Annotated in this window: 27 protein-coding genes; 7 read left to right on the top strand and 20 right to left on the bottom strand. The window is 68.5% G+C overall.

What is annotated here, in order from left to right; genetic code table 11:
• Window positions 1-81: 81 nt before the first annotated feature.
• The 10 genes from N1031_RS07930 to N1031_RS07885 all read right to left on the bottom strand — a co-directional run bounded on the left by N1031_RS07930 (window position 82) and on the right by N1031_RS07885 (window position 5,814).
• Window positions 82-1,365 (bottom strand): DUF445 domain-containing protein, encoded by a 1,284-nt coding sequence (locus tag N1031_RS07930; protein WP_259479082.1) that lies wholly within the window; start codon window positions 1,363-1,365, stop codon window positions 82-84.
• Window positions 1,366-1,451: 86 nt separating this feature from the next.
• A complete protein-coding gene (locus N1031_RS07925; protein ID WP_259479081.1) occupies window positions 1,452-2,033 on the bottom strand; it encodes a hypothetical protein in 582 nt (193 codons plus the stop codon).
• A gap of 2 nt (window positions 2,034-2,035) precedes the next feature.
• Window positions 2,036-2,620, bottom strand: coding sequence for a helix-turn-helix domain-containing protein (locus tag N1031_RS07920; protein ID WP_259479079.1), 585 nt, complete (start codon window positions 2,618-2,620; stop codon window positions 2,036-2,038).
• A gap of 42 nt (window positions 2,621-2,662) precedes the next feature.
• On the bottom strand, window positions 2,663-3,313 hold the full coding sequence (locus N1031_RS07915; RefSeq protein ID WP_259479077.1) for a DUF6226 family protein: 651 nt from the start codon (window positions 3,311-3,313) through the stop codon (window positions 2,663-2,665).
• A 314-nt stretch (window positions 3,314-3,627) separates the two neighbouring features.
• On the bottom strand, window positions 3,628-3,867 hold the full coding sequence (locus tag N1031_RS07910) for a toxin (RefSeq protein ID WP_259479076.1): 240 nt from the start codon (window positions 3,865-3,867) through the stop codon (window positions 3,628-3,630).
• On the bottom strand, window positions 3,864-4,127 hold the full coding sequence (locus tag N1031_RS07905) for a ribbon-helix-helix protein, CopG family (RefSeq protein ID WP_259479075.1): 264 nt from the start codon (window positions 4,125-4,127) through the stop codon (window positions 3,864-3,866). Before N1031_RS07905 ends, N1031_RS07910 begins: the two co-directional genes overlap by 4 nt.
• A 389-nt stretch (window positions 4,128-4,516) precedes the next feature.
• Window positions 4,517-4,852 (bottom strand): hypothetical protein, encoded by a 336-nt coding sequence (locus N1031_RS07900; RefSeq protein WP_259479074.1) that lies wholly within the window; start codon window positions 4,850-4,852, stop codon window positions 4,517-4,519.
• Entirely contained in the window at window positions 4,852-5,007 is a 156-nt protein-coding gene (locus N1031_RS07895) for a hypothetical protein (RefSeq protein WP_259479073.1), read from the bottom strand. Before N1031_RS07895 ends, N1031_RS07900 begins: the two co-directional genes overlap by 1 nt.
• Window positions 5,008-5,154: 147 nt before the next feature.
• Window positions 5,155-5,379, bottom strand: a complete 225-nt coding sequence (locus N1031_RS07890; RefSeq protein WP_259479072.1) for a DUF433 domain-containing protein — start codon at window positions 5,377-5,379, stop codon at window positions 5,155-5,157.
• A 111-nt stretch (window positions 5,380-5,490) separates the two neighbouring features.
• Window positions 5,491-5,814 carry an SdpI family protein gene (locus N1031_RS07885; RefSeq protein WP_259479070.1) on the bottom strand — a complete coding sequence of 108 codons (324 nt, stop codon included), beginning with the start codon at window positions 5,812-5,814 and terminating at the stop codon, window positions 5,491-5,493.
• Window positions 5,815-5,914: 100 nt separating this feature from the next.
• Here N1031_RS07885 and N1031_RS07880 point away from each other — a divergent pair, with 100 nt between their 5' ends.
• Window positions 5,915-6,280: a VOC family protein gene (locus tag N1031_RS07880; RefSeq protein WP_259479069.1), complete on the top strand. Its 366-nt coding sequence runs from the start codon at window positions 5,915-5,917 to the stop codon at window positions 6,278-6,280.
• Between the two features lie 20 nt (window positions 6,281-6,300).
• Here the strand turns inward: N1031_RS07880 and N1031_RS07875 are convergent, their stop codons facing one another.
• Complete coding sequence (locus N1031_RS07875; protein WP_259479068.1) at window positions 6,301-7,323, bottom strand: aldo/keto reductase; 1,023 nt, start codon at window positions 7,321-7,323, stop codon at window positions 6,301-6,303.
• A 93-nt stretch (window positions 7,324-7,416) separates the two neighbouring features.
• Here N1031_RS07875 and N1031_RS07870 point away from each other — a divergent pair, with 93 nt between their 5' ends.
• Window positions 7,417-7,986, top strand: coding sequence for a TetR/AcrR family transcriptional regulator (locus N1031_RS07870; protein WP_259479067.1), 570 nt, complete (start codon window positions 7,417-7,419; stop codon window positions 7,984-7,986).
• A gap of 28 nt (window positions 7,987-8,014) precedes the next feature.
• On the opposite strand, the gene N1031_RS07865 is transcribed toward N1031_RS07870, so the two are convergent.
• Window positions 8,015-8,893 (bottom strand): CE1 family esterase, encoded by an 879-nt coding sequence (locus N1031_RS07865; RefSeq protein ID WP_259479066.1) that lies wholly within the window; start codon window positions 8,891-8,893, stop codon window positions 8,015-8,017.
• 117 nt (window positions 8,894-9,010) lie between these two features.
• Between N1031_RS07865 and N1031_RS07860 the strand changes: the two genes are divergently transcribed.
• Window positions 9,011-9,355, top strand: a complete 345-nt coding sequence (locus tag N1031_RS07860; protein ID WP_259479065.1) for a MerR family transcriptional regulator — start codon at window positions 9,011-9,013, stop codon at window positions 9,353-9,355.
• 33 nt (window positions 9,356-9,388) lie between these two features.
• Here N1031_RS07860 and N1031_RS07855 read toward each other — a convergent pair whose 3' ends face one another.
• The 6 genes from N1031_RS07855 to N1031_RS07830 all read right to left on the bottom strand — a co-directional run bounded on the left by N1031_RS07855 (window position 9,389) and on the right by N1031_RS07830 (window position 14,432).
• Window positions 9,389-10,633 (bottom strand): type II toxin-antitoxin system HipA family toxin, encoded by a 1,245-nt coding sequence (locus tag N1031_RS07855; RefSeq protein WP_259479064.1) that lies wholly within the window; start codon window positions 10,631-10,633, stop codon window positions 9,389-9,391.
• Window positions 10,614-10,955 (bottom strand): helix-turn-helix transcriptional regulator, encoded by a 342-nt coding sequence (locus tag N1031_RS07850; RefSeq protein ID WP_259479063.1) that lies wholly within the window; start codon window positions 10,953-10,955, stop codon window positions 10,614-10,616. Before N1031_RS07850 ends, N1031_RS07855 begins: the two co-directional genes overlap by 20 nt.
• Before the next feature lie 170 nt (window positions 10,956-11,125).
• The gene (locus N1031_RS07845; RefSeq protein WP_259479062.1) at window positions 11,126-11,455 is read right to left on the bottom strand and encodes a hypothetical protein; all 330 of its coding nucleotides are present in this window, start codon (window positions 11,453-11,455) and stop codon (window positions 11,126-11,128) included.
• Entirely contained in the window at window positions 11,452-12,675 is a 1,224-nt protein-coding gene (locus N1031_RS07840) for a hypothetical protein (protein WP_259479061.1), read from the bottom strand. Before N1031_RS07840 ends, N1031_RS07845 begins: the two co-directional genes overlap by 4 nt.
• Window positions 12,676-12,684: 9 nt before the next feature.
• A complete protein-coding gene (locus N1031_RS07835; RefSeq protein ID WP_259479060.1) occupies window positions 12,685-13,707 on the bottom strand; it encodes a GlxA family transcriptional regulator in 1,023 nt (340 codons plus the stop codon).
• A 50-nt stretch (window positions 13,708-13,757) separates the two neighbouring features.
• The gene (locus N1031_RS07830) at window positions 13,758-14,432 is read right to left on the bottom strand and encodes a nuclear transport factor 2 family protein (RefSeq protein WP_259479059.1); all 675 of its coding nucleotides are present in this window, start codon (window positions 14,430-14,432) and stop codon (window positions 13,758-13,760) included.
• 181 nt (window positions 14,433-14,613) lie between these two features.
• Here N1031_RS07830 and N1031_RS07825 point away from each other — a divergent pair, with 181 nt between their 5' ends.
• The 3 genes from N1031_RS07825 (at window position 14,614) to N1031_RS07815 (ending at window position 17,572) form a co-directional block, all read left to right on the top strand.
• Window positions 14,614-15,636, top strand: coding sequence for a zinc-binding alcohol dehydrogenase family protein (locus N1031_RS07825; RefSeq protein ID WP_259479058.1), 1,023 nt, complete (start codon window positions 14,614-14,616; stop codon window positions 15,634-15,636).
• Between the two features lie 63 nt (window positions 15,637-15,699).
• Complete coding sequence (locus N1031_RS07820; RefSeq protein WP_259479057.1) at window positions 15,700-16,635, top strand: NADP-dependent oxidoreductase; 936 nt, start codon at window positions 15,700-15,702, stop codon at window positions 16,633-16,635.
• 58 nt (window positions 16,636-16,693) lie between these two features.
• Window positions 16,694-17,572, top strand: a complete 879-nt coding sequence (locus N1031_RS07815; protein WP_259479056.1) for an enoyl-CoA hydratase/isomerase family protein — start codon at window positions 16,694-16,696, stop codon at window positions 17,570-17,572.
• Here the strand turns inward: N1031_RS07815 and N1031_RS07810 are convergent.
• Window positions 17,569-18,132: a dihydrofolate reductase family protein gene (locus tag N1031_RS07810; RefSeq protein WP_259479055.1), complete on the bottom strand. Its 564-nt coding sequence runs from the start codon at window positions 18,130-18,132 to the stop codon at window positions 17,569-17,571. The two genes, N1031_RS07815 and N1031_RS07810, sit on opposite strands and share 4 nt — an antisense overlap.
• Window positions 18,133-18,208: 76 nt before the next feature.
• Here N1031_RS07810 and N1031_RS07805 point away from each other — a divergent pair, with 76 nt between their 5' ends.
• Window positions 18,209-18,574 (top strand): bleomycin resistance protein, encoded by a 366-nt coding sequence (locus tag N1031_RS07805; RefSeq protein WP_259479054.1) that lies wholly within the window; start codon window positions 18,209-18,211, stop codon window positions 18,572-18,574.
• 4 nt (window positions 18,575-18,578) lie between these two features.
• Here the strand turns inward: N1031_RS07805 and N1031_RS07800 are convergent, their stop codons facing one another.
• Complete coding sequence (locus tag N1031_RS07800; protein ID WP_259479053.1) at window positions 18,579-19,115, bottom strand: putative immunity protein; 537 nt, start codon at window positions 19,113-19,115, stop codon at window positions 18,579-18,581.
• Between the last annotated feature and the right edge of the window lie 32 nt (window positions 19,116-19,147).

The following is a 19,147-nucleotide window of genomic DNA, read 5'->3' as shown; positions in this document are numbered from 1 at the left end:
CCGGTATCGCCTCCCGCCCGACTTTCGCGGCCCGAAACGGTCGGTGCTGAGCGCGCGACCGACACCACGTCGACCGCGCGCTCACGCGAGCAACGCATGCAGCCCGGTCGCGATGGCAAAGATGCCCACCCCCGCGATCGCCCCCACCACGGTGCCGTTGATGCGGATGAACTGCAGATCGCGCCCCACCTGCAGCTCGATCTTCTCGGTGGTCTCCCGCGCATCCCACCGCTGCACCGTCTCGCTGATCACCGACGCCAGATCGTGCCGGTATTTCTGCACCGCATACCCCGCCGCATCCGCGATCCACGCGTCGATCTTGCTCGCGAGCGTGCGGTCGCCCGAGAGCCGCACCCCCACATCCACCAGAGCGGACGCCGCCGCCCGCCGCAGCTCACTCGCCGGGTCGGCCAGCGCCTCGCTCACCGTCGCCTTGATCGCACTCCACAGCTGCCCGGCGAACGACCGCAGCCGCGGGCTCGCGAGGAACACGGCCTTGATCTCCTCCACCCGCTCCCCCATCGCCGGATCGTGCTGCAGCCGCTCGGTGAGATCGACGAGATAGCCGTCGATCGCCACGCGCAACGGATGCTCGGGGTCGTCGCGCACAGCCCGCAACAATCCGACGAGTTCCTTGTACGCCCGATCGTCGGCGAACCCCTTCGCGAACCCGGGCACCCACCTGGGCAACCGCGTCGACACGACCTCGCCCAGCGCATCCGGATGCGCGACCAGCCACGTCTCGGCCGCCTCGACCAGCGCATCCACCACCGCCCGCTGCTGATCGGCCGCCACGAGCTCGGCTCCCACCCGCCCGATCGTGGGCGCCCACTCCTTCTCGAACAGATGCGTGCGCGCGAGCCGCTCGATGAGCCCTTCGACGTCGCTGTCGCTCAGGATGCGCAGCGCACCCTGGGCGATCACGGCAGCCTCGGCGCTCGCCCGCTCGGCATGGGCCGGGTCGGCCAGCCATGACCCCACCCGATCGGCCACGCTGAAGGTCGCGAGCTTGCTGCGCACCACCTCGTCGGAGAGGAAGTTCTGCTCCACGAACTCGCCGAGACTCACCCCGATCTCGTCTTTTCGGTTCGGGATGATCGCGGTGTGCGGGATGCGCAGCCCGAGCGGATGCCGGAACAACGCCGTCACCGCGAACCAGTCCGCGAGCGCCCCCACCATCGCGCCCTCGGCCGCCGCCCGCACGAACCCGAGCCACGGATACCGATCCTGCAGCGCGAACGCCACCGCGAACACGACGGCGGCCCCGACCAGCAGCGCAGTCGCGAGCACCTTCATCCGCCGCAGTGCGCCCCGTCGGTCGAGGTCGGCCTCGCTGAGCAGGCTATCGCGCATGTTGGTGGTCATCGCACTCCTCGAGAGACGCCGGATTCCCCACCGTACTCACGCGATCGCCCCAAAGGAGCACCTTCGACGGGATCACCACTCACCATTCAGAGCACGACCGGCTCCGGTGGCTCAGGTGCGTCAGGCGGACCTTCAGCGAGGATCGCCTCGACGATGCTCACTGCCCGCGGAGCGAGCCCGTCACCGGGATAGAACTCCTCATAGAAGTCCTCGCACCGCTCGAGGGTGTCGATGCGGCACAGCCCCAGCAGGAGACGGATGTCGCGCGTATCGCGACCCGGGCGGTTGGCCCTCAATTTCATCGCGAGCAAGGCCTCCTTCGAGGCCACCTGAACCACGATGCCGTCTTCGTCGTAGATGCTCTCCCACACGACCTCACGCCCCAACGTGGGGAGCGCATCCGCTTTCGTCACCTCGAAGTTCAGCCAGTCCGGGTCCCAATCGTGAAGTCGAGCGACTCGGGCCGCCGCATCCGCCACCGCCTCGTCGCTGCCGGGGCGAATGTGGAGCGAGTCGAGATCCTGCGTCATGCCACGGTCGAAGTACCGCAGAGAGAGGGCCGCACCACCGACGAGCCGGATCCCCGCCACCTGACCGGCCGCCCGGAGTTCGGTGATGAGTTCACGCAGACCTGTGATGATGTCGTCACGATTCAGTGCGCTGGCCATCGTCAGACGCTCGCGAACGTGTCACTCCAGGCGAGCACGCCCCGCTTCGCGAACTCGTCGGGCACCTCCGACCGCGGCGGCACGGGGTCGGCCGAGTCGACCTCGAGCGTTCGTGGCTCGGAGAGAAATCGCCCCGGCTCGTCGACCCAGGTCGGCAGCGGGATTCTCTCTGCGCCCAACCTCCACGCCACGAGGGCCGCAATCGCCGCATCCCAGACCAGGTCTCTGGTCGGCTCAGGCTCAGCCAAGCCGAGGACTCCTCGAACGAGCCCATGCTCTGCCAGAAGATTGTCGTTGAGTTGAAGCAACGCACGCAGGGCGCGATCCTTGTCTCCATGACGGAGGTGCTCACGGATTTCCGCCGCTGAAGACGCCGCATCGTCCCGCCGCGTGGGTGCCGCGTAGAGCCGGTGGCCCGCGCCGGCGAGGAGTCGATCGATCGTGCTGAACCCCGCATCGCGACCCCGCTCAGAGCGGGACACGCTGCCCTGGTCCAGCTGAGCACGCTCAGCGAGTTGTTCCTGCGTAAGCCGTCGACTTCGACGGGCAGCACGGATGAGCGTCGATGCATCCGCCACATCGATCACCTCCCTGAACCAAAATATGTTTCTTACGCCATATTCTAGCCGCTATCGGCCTTGACGCCTCGGCCATGCAGCCCATTCCGCAGTCACGGCGCGCAGCGCCGCATCCGCCACCGCATAGCTCTCGGGCGACATGCCCTCCTCACGAGACCCACCCGAAGACGCGCCGTCGGGATACGTGAACGCGAACCCGACCCACGTCTCGCCCTCGCGTCGCTCGAGCGTCTCGCGGTAGTTCCCCGCGACGACCGCGAGCACCTGCTCCTCCAGCCTGTCGGCCTCGTGCTGCCACGTCGAGTCGCAGGCGTCGCATCCGCACACCGGGTAGTGGAAGTCGTGCAGCACGCCGGCGTGCAGGTAGATGCCGGGGTAGGCGGTCATCACCACGGTCACGGATGCGCAGGCCGGGTCGCGAGGTCGCACCCGCACCGCGCGCACGACGTCGTGAGACGGGGGACGGATGAGGTCGGCCACCACGTCATCGCCCTCCTCGACGCTGACGTCGCAGATGTCGCGGAGGTAGTCGATGAGAGCATCCGCCACGGTATGCAGCGGCGCGAACCGCTCCGGATGCGCGCTCATCGAGTAGGTGTCCTCCGGCGGCGACCCCTCCCACCGGCTCCCGTACTCGATAACTCGCCCGTCGCCGTCGCGAAACACAACCGCTTCGACCGCCGGGCGCACGTAGCCGCTCATTCCGCCATCCTCCCCTATGGTCGTCCAACCTGAGTTGCGCGATCACAACTCTGGCTGCACAAGCGATGCATGGACCTCGAGTCACCGCTCCGCACGATCGCCTCACCCATGGAAGCCGAGACACTTCGCGTGCTCGCAGGAGCAGACGCGCAGTTCAGCAGCATGCGCTCGGACCTGCAATCGAATCGACGGCTAGCGCCCGCCTGGTGATTCTCGATCGCATCCGCAGCGAGTCGGCGACATCGTGCAGGAAGCCCACGCGGAACACCGCGTATAGAAGAAGTCACGCGCCGCTGCTCTGGGGCGCATCCCTGTCAGGGCAGCAGATCGAACATCTGGGGCCGAGCCTTCATTGAATGGATGAGGAGCTCGTTGCCGCTGTCGAACCGCAGCACGACGAGTTCCAGCAGTCGGCCGCCGGTGTCGAATCCGAGCCGAAGCTGGCGAGCAGGGCTGTCGTCATCGAGGTCTTCGACCCACAGTGGCCACGTTGCGGCCTGGATCGAATCTTCAGGATCGACCCCGTGCTTCAGCGCGGAGGGATGAACCCTCACGCGGCCGACGCAGCCAGGGCATCACGGACGACTTCAGACCGGGACTTCTGCTCGCGCGCAGCGCGTAAGTCGATCTCGGCTAATTCGTCCGCGGTAAGCCGTATGGCAACGACCTGCATCGGCTCGGCACCGCGCCCCGGACGACCGCGACCGCGCTTCTTGAGCGCCTTCACGTCATATCCCACCTCAGCCTCAGCCGCCCAGGCATCGATCTGCTCCTCCGTGACAGGAACACCGTTGATCGTCTCGCGCTCATCCATGGTCTTTATCGTAATACGAAATGCGCACCCGCGACAGCGTCGACCGCCTTCCAGGCGAGTTGAGCGCTCTACGCAGTCGGCCTCACGATCATCGTCCACACCTCCCGCCGCCCTAGACACACTCGATCGCCCGAGCCTCAACGCGCAGCACGCAGAGATCGCTCCCTTCCCACCTCGGCGGCTGAGACGCGCGAAGCGCACCCGTCACGACGACTCGCGACCCCTCGACCACGCACGCAAGCGCGCGCCGCGCAAGCGCTCCCTCGCAGATGACCTCGCACGCCGGATCCGGACGACCCGCGTGAGCATCGTCAGAAACCAGGAACGCCACCACCTCCCCATCCGGCCCTTCGCCGACGAACGGCTCGCTCGACACGCACCCGCGCACCTCAACTTGCGAGAACATGCGCCTCCACCTCCTCGCACGCGCCAGCCGGGCATTCGCAGCCCTCAGCGCCCGCCTCCGCCCACGTCCAGAGGTCACCATAGAGCCCTCGGTGAAGCTCGCGAAGGAAGACATCGGAAATCAATGCAGCGATGTCGAGCTCACCGGCAACCACATCGGTGAGAAGCGAAATGCTGACCTCGTCATTGATCGCCTGTTCGGCTTCGTAGATCTCGAGCTTGCTCGGCTGATCACCGAAGACGGCCCTCGCCTGCGGGGTCAGCGCGTCGGCTTCATCCGGTTCCAGCGGCGTTTCACCGTAACCGGGGCCGAACTGCATCAGACCTGCTGCTTGCGCGCAGCGAGGAATCGTTCGACTCGTTCGGAGCGCACAGTGCCGACCGGGACGGAGCGGTTCTCCAGTGTCGCGGAGTCTCTGGCGGCGCGCAGCGCGGCGCGGCGGAGCGCATCGAGAGTCACATTCTTGCGCTTCATACCCTCACCTCTGTCGTGCCTGTGGGACCTCATCAATTCTATCTCGACCGTAGCTATCGCAGCCGCTTACGTTTCGCCCTGACCATGATCGGACGGGATTCGGGGGAGCGCCGGCGGCAACTGGGCGGCGACGATGAAGCACACCGGCTACGACGCGGGCAGGATCGGGTGATCAGCCTGAGCCGCGGCATACGCTAGGCAGGCTCGGACGTCGTCGGCCGTGAGATACGGGTAGTCCTTGAGGATCTCCGCCTCCGACGCACCGGCAGCCAGAAGAGAAATCACGTCGGCCACGCGAACGCGCGTGCCGCGAACGGCAGGGCGGCCGTGGGCGACCTCCGGGTTGACGACGATGCGCTCCGGCAGTGACATGGGTAGAGGGTAGCAACCATGAGAAAGCCTTCCGCCGACGCGCCCGGCAGCACCAGGAATGAAGCGCTTGCAGATCGCCACGACTCCATCCGTCGTGCTAAATGAAACCCTTCAGACACGCGAGGCCGCGCGGCCGGAGGCGACGATCACCCAGAGCACCCCACCGGCGAACACCACGATCGCGCCGACGGACACCGCCGACACGGCCAGGCCCACCAGGCTGAAGCCGAGGGCCAGAACGAAGGCCACTGCGCTGGGCAGGATGCCGACTGCGTGCCCTGCCCGCCAGGCGGCCGGGCTCCGCATCACCGCGGCTGTGCGCACCCCGAACAGCGAGTTGACCGGCACGATCCCGCGCGCCGCGGTCACGCACGCCACCACCAGAACGGCCAGCAGGCCCGTGAACACCCACCCCAACACCGGGACGATCGCCATAACGCAACCTTAGGTCCTTCCGATCGAATCACTCGAGTGCCCATGCCTGACGGATGCGTCACCACGCGGAGCGGCACCGGGCCGCAGTACGGTGTGACGCATGACTGTTCTCGGTATCGGCGGTTTGTTCTTCCGCAGTCGCGACCCGCAGGCGCGCGCCGCGTGGTATTCGCAGCACCTCGGCATCGGCGCCGGAGCGGAGGGTGCCGGAGCCGTGTGGGAGCAGCAGGCGGGAGCGACCGTGTTCGCGCCGTTCGCCGCCGACAGCTCCTACTTCGCCGTGGATCAGCCGTTCATGCTCAACCTCCGGGTCACCGACCTCGACGAGCTCGTGGCCGGGCTGGAGAGCGCCGGGATCGACGTGGAGCGACGCCCCGAGTGGGACAGCGAGTACGGCCGGTTCGTGCGCATCCACGATCCCGAGGGACTGCCGATCGAGCTGTGGGAGACGCCCGAAGAACACTGACCCGCCAACACCGCCCCCCGCTACCGCGCCGAACGGCCGGCCGGCGGGCGACGGCGGGTCGCCGCATCCGTCACCTCGGTGCCGCGGTAGACCATGTCCATCGCGCCGATGCTCTCGCCGGGCGGAACGATGGCGTCGATGCGGTCGAGGATCTCGTCCGAGAGCGCGACATCGGCGCCCGAGAGGGTGTCTTCGAGTTGCTCCATGGTGCGTGGACCGGCGATCGCCGAGGTGACACCCGGATGCGCGATCGTGAACGCCATCGCCAGGTGCGTGAGTGGCATACCGATCTCATCCGCCAGCGCGACGAGATCTTCGATGGCGGCGAGTCGGCGCTCATCAGTGAAGTGACGCATACCAGTGCTCGCCCGGAAGTTGTCGTTGCTCTGACCCGCGCGGTACTTGCCCGAGAGCGCGCCGCCGGCGAGCGGGCTGTACACGAGCGTGCCCATCCCGTACCGCTGTGCGACCGGCAGGATCTCCCGCTCGATCTCACGGTCGAGGATGGAGTAGTTCGGCTGCTCCGTGCGGAACCGCTCGAACCCGCGTCGCTCAGACATCCATTGCGCCTCGACGATCTCAGAACCCCGCATCGACGAGGTGCCGATCGCGCGCACCTTGCCTGAGCGCACCAGGTCGGTGAGCGCCGAGAGTGTCTCGTCGATGTCGGTGTCGGGGTCGGGCCTGTGCAGCTGGTAGAGGTCGATGTAGTCGGTTCGAAGGTTGCGGAGGGAGCGTTCGACGGCCTGCATGATCCACCGGCGCGACGCGCCACGGTGGTTCACGTCGTCGTCGACGGGGCCCCAGAATTTCGTGGCCAGCACGATCTCGTCGCGCCGGCCGGCGAGCGCCTCGCCCACCACCTCCTCCGAGTCGCCGTAGCGGTCGGCGGTGTCGATGAAATTGATGCCGCCGTCGAGCGCGCGATGGATGATGCGAATGCCCTCCTGGCGGTCGGGGTTGCCGAACGAGCCGAGCATCATGGCACCCAGGGCGTAGGGCGTCACCTTGATTCCGGTGCGGCCGAGTGAGCGGTAGTGCATGAAGTCCTCCTGTACGATCGGATGCGGAACATTGTTCCGAAAACTGTCGTCCACTATACGGAACGTTGTTCCGATTAAGCAAGGGGGTGTGTCGTGACGCCATCGGATGCGCCTCGCAAGGTGCGGGCGGATGCCCGCCAGAACCTCGACGCCCTGCTGATCGCGGCCCGAACCGTGTTCGCTCGGTCAGGGGTGGATGCGCCCGCTCGCGAGATCGCGGCCGAGGCGGGCGTCGGCGTCGGTACCCTCTACCGGCACTTTCCGAACCGGGCCGAGCTCGTGGCCGCCGTGTTCACGACCGAAATCGACGCGACCGCCGCCGCGGCGGCCGACCTGCTGGCCGAGCATCCGCCGGGCGAAGCCCTCGACCTGTGGATCACCCGGTTCACGCGTTTCGTCGCCACCAAGCAGGGGCTCTCGGCCGCGCTGCGCTCGGGCGACCCGGCGTTCGACTCACTCCCCGCGCACCTCACGGGCAAGCTCGGGCCGGCACTCACATCCTTGCTCGACGCAGCCGCAGCGGCGGGCGAGGTTCGGCCCGGCGTGGACCCCCTCGACCTTCTCCAGGCCGTGGGTGACCTCAGCCACCGCGCGCCGTCGCCCGACGGGTCGCCGAACCCGATGGTGCAACTCCTGCTCGACGGGCTTCACATCCGGCCTTGACGAGGATTCGGTGACGGCAACCCGTCCTTCACGCAGATCCATCACGTGCGAGCACCTCGAGAACGAGTGTTTCGATGGGGCGGTCCACGCCGGTTCGGCCGAGTACCCCGGGTGCCTTCTTCGGTCCGGGGATCGCGTGTCCACCGCCGCGGACCGTGTAGAGGGTGACGGGCGAGTGACCTGGTTCGCAGTAGGTCGCCTCATCCATCCGAGGGCGGCGACGCGTGCCGGGTGAAGTGGGGAACATCCGGGTCATGGGCGGAGCAGTGATGCCATTGCGGCGGGCGAAATACTCGGCCGTCGCCGGGGCGGAGAGAGCTACTCCCCCGACCTTGAACAGGGCGCGGGCCCACCACGCCATCCGGCCGCCCTTGTAGGGGACGATGCGGTCGGCGGTGCCGGCCACGAGGGTGACGGGGATGGGATGCTCCGCGACGTCCTCGGAGAAGGGGCCGAGGAAGCCGGCCCGGTCGGGCATGGTCGCGGCGACGATTACCGCGCCGGCGAGCAGGTCCGGGGCGTCGTGGATGAGGCGGAAGATCATCTGGCCGCCGTTGGAGTAGCCGACGCCGATCACCCGGCGGGGGTCGATGCGGTGGGATCGGAGCACGGAGTCGACAACGGCGCGTGCGAATGCGACGTCGTCGACCTGCTCGAGGCGGGCCGGGAAGGAGCTCTCGGCACGGGCGTCGTTCCAGTTGCCGCGGTGGCCGTCGAGGTAGGCCACCACCGCGCGGCCGTCGTCGGCGAGGTGGTCGAGGGCGCCGCCGGTGAAGCGGCGGTGGATCTCGCCGTTCTGTCGTGAGCCGTGGAAGACCAGCACGAGGGCGCGATCTTCGGGACCGTCGGCGTCGCCGACGACGGTGAACGAGCGGGTGCGGCCGGCGGCCGTGACAGTTGAGCGCATGAGACATCCTTCGCGTCGGGGCGGATCTCGTCCGGACACCGTCACGGTAGACTCTGACATCATGTCAAGGTCAAACGCGTCAAGCACGTCACACGCGGCGAGCACTGCAGGCGCGCGATGAGGATCGGCGAGGTGAGCCGCCGCAGCGGCGTGAGCGCGCGGTCGCTGCGCTACTACGAGCAGCACGGGCTCATCTCGGCGCGCCGCGAGTCCAACGGGTACCGGGAGTACGACGACTCGACCGTCGAGCGGGCCGAGATCATCCACATGCTGTTCGGGATGGATTTTCCGCGGGAGGTCGTGGTGTCGGTGCTGGCCTGCACCGGGGAGGCACCGACGGATGCGCACGATGCGCTCGCGGAGCAGCTCGTGCAGGTGCGGGCGGGTCTGGCGGAGCGGATCGAGCGGCTCACCGAGACGCATCGGCAGGTCAGCGCGTTCTTGGAGGAGCGGGGACACTGACACAGCGCCCACAGCACACCCTTGTGCACCCAGTCAGCACCGTTCGATCTCGCCATCGAAGAACGCGGCTCGAGGAAGGATCTGCCGCTTCGCGAGCTGTCGCTTGTCAGCACTACTGAGCCGACCGATGTCGGCCGCGTCATCCCAGTTGTCGTCGATGCTCGAGACCAGCTGGCCGATGATCTCCCAGCCCTGCGCCCGAGACAGTCCGTACGTCTCCGACTCCTGCGCCAACGCCGCGAAGTTGGAGACCTTCGCACCGCCACGTCCATACGCCATCGCCTGGGTGAACGTGTCACCCGACCGCTGACCAGGCGCCAGGTCGTAGACCGGGGTGAGTTCGAGATGCGTGCCGTCCCAGAAAGCGGCATGGTTTCTGGCGTGGTCGTCGTTGTTGCTGATGGCGATGTTGAACGCGATCCGCCTGAACAGCTCCGGCCCTGGCTGCGTCGCATCCCGGGCATGAAGACGCAGTGCATCGAGGATCTGCGGATACGACACGTACCGCGCGTACATCTCGTCCGTCTCCGCCATCGTGAGACCGGAGACGATGTGGCGCCGTTCTGAGGCTCCCACGCGGTCGAACCTCGATACCAAGAGAACCTCTTTGCCCAACGAGGAGACGACCTTGCTCTCCGGAACGTTCATGCCCGCACGCCGGGCGAGCTCGAGCATCGCCCCCTCGGCGTTGACGACCGAGAACAGTCGGTCATCCGACGACGAGAACTTCGCCAGCCACTCGCGCCCTCCGTCATCGGTGAGGGTCGCCTTGGGACGAGCACCACCCAAGCTCGTGCCGTGAAGGAGGGCCGCGTCGAGTGCGCTCGGCAGGGCGCTTCCCTCCTCCACGAGAGTGGCCGCCCGTTGCAGCTCATCAAGGGTCGCGCGCTCATCTCGCGGCACGTACTCTTCACGGTCGACCTGGAAGTCCAACGCTCCGAACCTGTTGGAAGCCGAGTTCAGCATGTACTCGATCTCGCTGAGTGAGTTCGGGGCGGCCCCCAGTCGCCGCTCGATGACACCCCTGCCCCATCGGTCTGGGCTGCCGTCACGGAGCGCGCCTGCGATAACAAGTCCGTCCAACGGCTCTTGGATCCCGGGCCGCAGCGGCAGCTCTGGCGCGAACAGGCTGATGGCATCATGGCGAGCTCGATAACTCGAGGCGTAGATGAACGTGACGATGGGTCCGGCCTGGTCCATTCGACCGGCCACGACCGGCTCCGAGTGGCCGGGCAACCATGTCCAGACGTAGAGCTCGTCAGAAGTCGTCATCGGCATGATTCCGCTTCTTCGCACGCACGCGGCTGGGGAGCAGGGCGAGCATCTCTTCGCCTCGGCGTCGACGTTGCGCCAGCTCGGCGCGATCGTCGATTCCGAACAGCGGAACTCCGACCAGATCGGCAAGATCCATCATGGTGCCGACGCTGGTTCCTCGATTGCCCGCTTCTGCCGATAACACCGTCTGTTCCGACACGTTCGCGCGAGCTGCGAGGTCTCTGGCTGTCCACTCCCGAGCTATTCGACCCTCACGGATCAGCTGCCCCCAGATGGACAACGCATCCTGAACATGAGGACGGAGAGGCACACCTCGCTTGGCCATGGGCCGATTATGACAGGTTTTAGGCTTTTAAGCCATGTTTTATTACATGCTGGATCACGATGAGACGACGGAGATAATGAGCGAGATCCCGCCTAGCGCGGCCGCACGGCCCAGCGCGATGCCCCCGATCGCCAAGCCGCGCCCACGAGTGACGTTGGTGGCGCAGGCGCTCAACCCGTTGGCCGACAAGACGATGCCCACGACGATCCCGATGACCACCCACAACGGCAGGCCCGCCATGCGATCGGCGCAAAACAGTAGGCGCCAAGGGCGATGCTGACCACCACCACGACGAATCCTGCAACCGCGGTCGGCTGCCACCGACCCGCACTGCTCGTCTTCCGGCCACGATCCAGCACCCAGATCGCGTAGTAGTCGGCGACCGCCGCCTCGTCGGCAAGAATGTCTCGGGCTTCCTGATCGGTCATCTCGATGCCCAGCTCGCGGCGGGACACCGCGTTGCCGAGCGCCTCGCGGAACTGATCGAGCGTCTCCGTCACGATTCCCCCTCACGTGCCGCATCGAGCTGCCAGCCATCATAGGAACCCGAAGGCGCCAAGGCTACGAGGGTCTCGAAGTATTCGCGGGCGGCGCGGACGTCATGGGAGTCGAGGTTCGTCACGTCTCTCTCGAGAATCACGCTCCACAGCTCGCTCATCGAGCTCGGCCCAGCGAAACGCAGCTCCCACCCCTCACCGAGCGCGGCGATCACCAGCGCCTCGGCAGGGAGCCGCCCCTCACAGGACAAGAACTCCAACAGGACACCCGAGGTTCCAGATCTCTTCAATCGTCGCAGCATCCGCCGGTCGACCGCAGCGTCAACCTCGGCTTGGGCAGCGCGGTGTGCGGGAGAGTCCAGCTCGCCACCGACTCGATGCAGGCGTGAGCCCCGACTGCGAGGGATGACGAGAGCTCCCGACTTCTCGCTGTAGAGCGCGACCACCGCGGAGCGTCGACGCTCCATCACCCCCACCATGACGGCTGAGCCGGTCATGACGATCCCTGCGAGGATGACCACGATCATCCAGATGTCGGGCCGGAGCCCTGCAGCACCCGTGCCGACGGCGATCACCGGCATGGCCGCGAGAGAAACCCACCAACCGATACATGTTCGCCGGAGTGATCGATACTCTTCGACGCTGACAGGCTCGACGGGTAGCCAGATCCAGTGCCAGGGTCTCAGCCGACCGGCTTCGTCGTGATGCAACACCGATATGGTCGAACGCACGAGGCGACCGTCCTCGTCATTGACGACGGTTCCGCGCGGGTAGTCGGAGGCGATCAGTTTTCGCACGCGCAGGGGCGCGGGCTCGTATTCGACACGTACCCCGAATGCGGGTGGATCGGGCTCACGGGGCTCCACCTCCACCGGCTTCGGCGCCCGCGCTGCGTCGAGGACCGACTGGTGGTCGACGACGAGCTCAGCGAGTCGAGTGCGGAGTTCATCCAGCCGGGCATTCAAGGCGCGGTCGCCGAACCCCACCCTCACGTCGGCGAATCCCCGGGGCACCGACAGGCGATAGCGGATCACGCCATAGACCTCATCGTCGCCGTCGAGCACGCGACGACGGTCCGCGGTGAGCGCCGACTCCCAGTGCGGGAGTTCGTACTCCCGCATCATCGCGATGATCTCGGCCAAGACCTGCGCCACTGCCGCCGGCCGATCCGTCTCGACCGGGGCGGCGGCGGCCACCTGCTCGTCGGTGTCGTCAATCCCCATGTGCGCACACTAGCGAACCGCCACCGACTCACCCACGCCCACGCCCGCACCCGCGCGGGCGTGGAGCCGGCGGGCGCGCGACTCGGTGGAACGGAAGGTGTGCCGATAGGCCAGCGGCGACACGCCGAGCGCCGCCCCGAGGTGGTTGCGCAACGAAGTCGCGGTCGCGTAGCCGACCGCCGCGGCGATGGCGTCGATGCCGAGGTCGGTCGACTCCAGCAACTCGCGGGCGAGCGCGAGACGCTGCCGCGTGAGCCACTGCCGCGGTGCGAGGCCGGTCTCGGCTCGGAAGCGGCGCGCGAAGGTGCGCTCGCTCATGTGCGCGTGGCGGGCCAGCTCGCTGAGCGTGAGGGGGTCGGCGAGGCGGGCGAGCGCCCACTCGCGGGTCGGGGCCGTGGAGGTGTCGGGCGCATCCGGAACCGGGCGCTCGATGAACTGCGCCTGGCCGCCGTCGCGGTGCGGCGCGACCACGCAGCGGCGGGCGGCGCGGGTGGCGGCCTCCATGCCGTGGTCGAGGCGGATGAGGTGGAGGCACAGGTCGATTCCGGATGCGGCGCCCGCCGAGGTGAGCACGTCGCCGTCGTCGACGAACAGCACGTTCTCGTCGAGCTCGACCTCGGGGTACCAGGAGCGGAACAGCGGCTCGCACTGCCAGTGCGTCGTGGCCCGGCGCCCGGCCAGGATGCCCGCCGCCGCGAGCGTGAACCCGCCCGTGCAGATCGAGACGACGCGCGTGCCCGGCCTGATCCGCGCGAGGGCCGACCGCACCTCGTCGGCGAGCTCGCGCCTCAGAACGGTGGGGTCGACCGGGGCGATGATGACCGTGTCGGCTTCGGCCAGCGCATCCGGGCCTCGTGCAGGGAGCACGTCGAACCCGGCATTGGTCGTGATCGCCTCGCCCGTGGGCGTGCAGAGCACCACGTCGTAGCCCTCGTCGGCCGCGCCGAGAACGCGGGCGGGGATGCCGAGCTCGAAGGGGTAGGCGCCGTTCTGCGCGAGGACGGCGACACGGTGGGGCGCTGCAGCAGTCATGGCTTGATTCTAAGTGAGCACTAAGATCAAGCCATACACGCAGCGGGAAGTCAGAAAGCTCCGTTCGAGTGCGGGAACTCGGCGGGAACCGGCGCCACCAGCCCCCATCGCTCGACGATGCGCCCGTCCTTCACCCGCCACACGTCGTTGATGATGACCGGCCCCTCGAGCGATCCCTCGGACCGCGTGTACACCAGGTCACCGTCGGCGATCACAGCGTGGAGCGCCGAGTACACGAGCGCCGGGTCGACGAAGGCGTCGCGGCCGCCTTCTCCCACAGACGCTGCGACCGCGTCCGGGTCTCCACCGATCAAGCCGTTCTCCACCCACCCCGCGACGAACGAACGATTGACGGCGACGTCGCCCGAGCCCGCCCCCGACTCCTCACCCGTCGCGTGCGTGGCGGCCGCACCCAGTGCATCCCAGTGTTCGACCACCCGCCCGTCCACCAGCCGCCACACGTCGTACCCCGTCAGCGGCACCGGCGCGAAGCCGGTGAACACCCCCTCGGTCACCACCAGCTCACCGTCGGCGAGCGCTCGCACCAGCTCGTACCCCGACGCCGCGGGCAGCCGGCCGATCAACCCCTTCAGCCCGTCCACCCCGTCGGGTCCGAGCGCCGAGTGCTGCACGTAGACGGGCCCGAACACCTCGTCGACCACGACGAGGTCCTTCTGGTTGAACAGGCGCTCCACGGCGCTCGTCACGATCTCCTTGGCCGACATGGGCGCTCCCTGAGTTCATCCGGCGTGCGCCGGGGCGTTCATCCGGCGTGTACCGGGCAGAGGCGAAGCTATCCGGATGCGCGCGCGAGCTGAAGCGAGCATCCGGCCATTTATCGCCACGAACGAGCCCGACGGCACCACGGGCCTGTTCCGCACGCGCCCGCCGTGGAAGTCTCGACCCATGGCACCCACGCACAACACGATGATCGGCTACACCGCCAACCTCCCCACCACCGATCCCGACGCGTTCGAGGCCCGGACGGCCGACATCCCGAACCCTGCACCGGGCGAGCTCCTCGTGCGGGTCGAAGCCGTCTCGGTCAACCCCGTCGACGTCAAGCAGCGCGCCGGCAGCCCCGCGAACGGGTTCCGCGTGCTCGGCTACGACGCCGCCGGGGTGGTGGAGGCCGTCGGTGACGACGTGAGCGCGTTCGCCCCGGGCGACGAGGTGTACTACGCCGGCAGCATCGGCCGGCCCGGCAGCAACCAGCGGTTCCAGCTAGTCGAGGCGCGGCTGGTGGGCCACAAGCCGAGCAGTGTCTCGTTCGGCGAGGCCGCCTCGCTGCCGCTCACCGCGATCACCGCGTGGGAGGCCGTGTTCGACCGGCTGGAAATCGCTCCGGATGCGCGGGGAGACCTGCTCGTCGTCGGCGCGAGCGGCGGGGTCGGCTCGGTGCTGCTGCAGCTCGTGCGCGCCCGCGCACCCCACGTGCGGCTCATCGCGACCGCCGGGGCGGCCAACGCCGACTGGGTGCGCTCGATGGGGGCGCACGAGGTGGTCGATCACAAGGACGACCTCGCGGCGCAGGTGCTCGGGCTCGCTCCCGGCGGGGTGGACTGGGTGTTCACCTCGCACTCGCACGCGCAGGAGGAGCTCTACGCTCGGTTCGTCCGCCCCTTCGGCAAAGTCGTCGCCATCGACGACGGCCCCCGCGACGTGGCACCCCTCAAAGGCAAGAGCATCGGCTGGCTCTGGGAGCTCATGTTCACCGACCCACTGCACCTGCCGACGTCGCAGCACCAGCACTGGATCCTCGACCAGGTCGCCGCACTCGTCGACGCCGGCACCGTTCATCCGACGGTCACCGACGACCTCGGGCCACTCTCGCCCGACTCGCTGCGACGGGCCCACGCCGCCGTGGAGTCGGGGCGCACCGTCGGCAAGATCGTGCTCTCGGGCTGGGACGAAGAGCTTCTGGCCTGAACGTAGCGAAACCTGACTTCTTAGTCATTGGGCGGGATGCGCGCCGCTTCTAGCGTCGAAGACATGACGGAAACCATGCGTGCGATCATCCAAGACGAACTCGGCGGCCCCGAGGTGCTGCACCCGGCCACGGTCGTCAGGCCCGGCCCGGGCATCGGGCAGGTGCTGATCAGGATGCGCGGGGCCGGGGTCAACCCCGCCGACGCCATGAACCGGCAGGCCGGGGTGTTCAGCGGGCCCCCGCCGTTCACGCTCGGCTGGGACGTGTCGGGCGTCGTCGAGGCCACTGGACCCGGCGTGACGCTGTTCGCCCCGGGCGACGAGGTGTTCGGGCTGCTGCCCTTTCCGCGCGGTGCCGGTGCCTATGCCGAGTTCGTGCTGGCGCCGGCGCGCGCTCTCGTGCCGAAGCCCGAGGCGCTCTCGCACGTGCAGGCCGCGGCGCTTCCGCTCACGGGGCTGACGGCGTGGCAGGCGCTGGTGGAGACGGCGGGGGTCGGGCCCGGTACCCGCGTGCTGGTCACAGGAGCGGCGGGTGGCGTCGGCCATCTCGCGGTGCAGATCGCTGCGGCGCGCGGGGCGCACGTCATCGCGCTGACGTCGGATGCGAACGCCGAGCTGGTGCGGTCGCTCGGGGCCGACGAGGTCGTCGACTACCGCACCACAGACTTCGGGGAGACGCTCGGCGATCTCGACGTGGTGCTCGACGTGGTCGGCGGTGACTATCCGCTTCGTGCGCTGAAGGTGCTGCGGCCGGGCGGCGTGCTCGTGTCCACACTGCCGCAGAGCCTCGGGCCGGCCGCCGCCGCGGCCTCCGAGCTCGGCATCCGCGTCGCGGGGCTGTTCGTGGAGTCGGATCGGCTGGGGCTCACGGCGCTCGCCGGGCTCGTCGCAGAAGGGCGCCTCACCCCGATCATCGCGGCCACCTACCCGCTCGACGACGCGGCGACGGCGCACGCGACCAAACACGGGCCGGGCAAGGTCGTGCTCGTCGCGGGGTGACGCGCACCCGCATCCCGCTCGCTGTCCCATCGCCCGCCACATTCCGAAGGATCCGACCATGACCACCTCCTCTCTCCACTACGAGCGGCTCACTCCTCAGACGGCCCGGGTGACGTTCGCGAATGCGCCCGTCAATCTCGTCGTCGGCGCACTCGCCGAGCAGTTGACGCGAGTGCTCGACGAACTCGCCGCCGACGAGCAGCTGCAGGTGCTCGAGTTCGACAGTGCCGTTCCCGACTTCTTCCTCAACCACTTCGATCTCGCCCACCTGGCCGACTTTCCGCCGGCGGATGCGCAGACGGGGCGGGAGGTGTGGACCGACATCGCCATCAGGCTCGCCGCTGCTCCCTACATCACCGTGGCGCGCATCCGGGGTCGCACGCGGGGCGGGGGCAACGAGCTGGCCCTCGCGCTCGACCTGCGGTACGCGAGCATCGAGAAGGCGTTCTTCGGACAGCCGGAGGTGGGCACGGCCGTGGTGCCGGGCGGTGGGGGCACTGAGCGGTTGCCGCGGCTGATCGGGCGCGATCGAGCGCTCGAGGCTGTGCTGACCTCGCAGGACTACGACGCGGTGACGGCCGAACGGTGGGGGTGGGTGACGCGGGCGCTGCCCGACGCCGAGCTCGACGGGTTCGTGGACGGTGTGGTGGCGAGGCTCGCGGCATTCGATCGGACGGCGCTGGCGACCGCGAAGGCGATGGTGAACCGGGCGTCGCTGCCGCCGGAGAGCGATCTGGTGGCGGCGTACGGGGAGTTCGTGCACACGACGACGCTGCCCGGGTACCGGGAGAGGGCGGCCGGGGCGCCGGCGCCGACGGGCGAGCAGGCGTTGCAGCTCGAGTACCACCTGGGCGAGTTTCTCGGGCAGGCGGCGCTGCGCCGTGCGGCGGCGGCGGCTTCGGGGTCTTCGGGGTCTTCAGCGTCCACAGGATCCTAGGCGGGCCGATATCGCAGGGCCACCGCGCCCGAGCGGAACTCCTCCCTCCCGATGAGCTCGAGCTCGACCCGTTCGCGCAGACCGGCGAACAGGGTCGGACCGTGGCCCGCGATGACCGGATGCACGACGAACGCGTACTCGTCGATGAGGCCCAGGTCGGCCAGCGCCAGCGGGAGCGTGACACCACCGACGGAGAGCGGACCACCCGGCTCCTCCTTGAGGCCCCGCACGGCATCACCGAGGTCACCGCGGAGCAGTTCGGCGCTCCAGTCCACGTCGGACTCGTCGAGCGTGCTCGACACGACGTACTTCTTCGTGCCGTCGATCGCCTCGGCGAACGGGATGTCCCACTCGTCCATCCACTCCGGCCACACGCCGTCGGCCGGCCGGCGCCACGCCTCCTGCATCATCTCGTACGTCACGCGCCCATAGATCAGCGCGTCGGCGCGGGCGATCTCGGCAGTCCAGAACCGCATCGACTGCTCGTCGGGCGCGACGCCCGCCTCGTGATGCACGCACCCGTCGAGCGTCACGTTGATTCCGTACCGCAGTGACCTCATCCGGTGCTCTCCTTCGACGCAGACGCCCACCTGCAGGCTACTCGCCCGCCAGGCCACCGGGCATAAGCTCTCTCTGATGGCCGATCACGCGGTGCCCAACCTGCCGTCGCGCGACCTCGACGCCACGGTCGCCTTCTACGCGGGATTCGGGTTCGAGGTCGGGTACCGCGACGAGGGCTGGCTCATCCTCGATCGGCGCGGGCTGCGGCTGGAGTTCTTCCACTTCCCCGAGCTGGTGCCGGAGACGAGCTCGTTCATGTGCAGTGTGCGGGTCGACGATGTCGACGAGCTGTACGGGGAGATCTCAGCGGCGGGGGTGACGACGAGGCCGATCGGGTTCCCGCGGCTCGTTCCTGTTCGGATGCAGAGCTGGGGTCAGCGGGCGGGATTCCTCGTGGACATCGACGGGACCCAGCTGCACCTCATCGAGAACGGCGCGTAGAGGCTCAGAGTGACGCTTGGAGGGTGCGGATGTTCGCGCCGAGAGCGCCCGAGGCGAGGAGGCCGGTGCCGAGGGGGCCTGAGGGATCGGTGCCGAGCAGGGGGAGGCGCTTCAGCGCGGCACGGACGGGGTCGGAGAGGTGGTCGAGCTGCCACGCGATCTCGGCATCGCGGTGGGCGTCGCCGTCGCGGCTTTCAGGCGAGGTGAGCGCTGCTGCCTTCGCCGCGTAGGCTGCCGCGCCGAGCGCGTGAGCACCCATGTGCGCCACACCCGCCGCCTGCCCTGCGGCCCACGCCGCCGCCTTCGCCGCGGGTGCCTGCACGGAGTGGGCCGCCCGATTCGCCACGAAACGCCGGCGGATCTCCCCCGCCGCATCCAGCTCCCCTCGCGAGAACGCCCGCGCGCGGGCGATGGCATCGCGGGGCCGGTCGTCAGCCGGCGCCTCCGCCTCGAACAGCGGCAGCATCCGGTCGGCGCAGTCCGCCGCCCAGGCCGCGACGAGTCGTCGGTCGGCCTCGCTGAGGGTCTGTGGGGAAGCCATACCAGCATCCTCGCGCACGTTCCGGTCGGTTA

The organism is Herbiconiux moechotypicola, from assembly GCF_024979255.1.
Lineage (GTDB): Bacteria > Actinomycetota > Actinomycetes > Actinomycetales > Microbacteriaceae > Herbiconiux > Herbiconiux moechotypicola.
The sequence above is the reverse complement of the archived record's forward strand: the minus strand, read 5'-3'. Positions and strand labels throughout refer to the sequence as shown.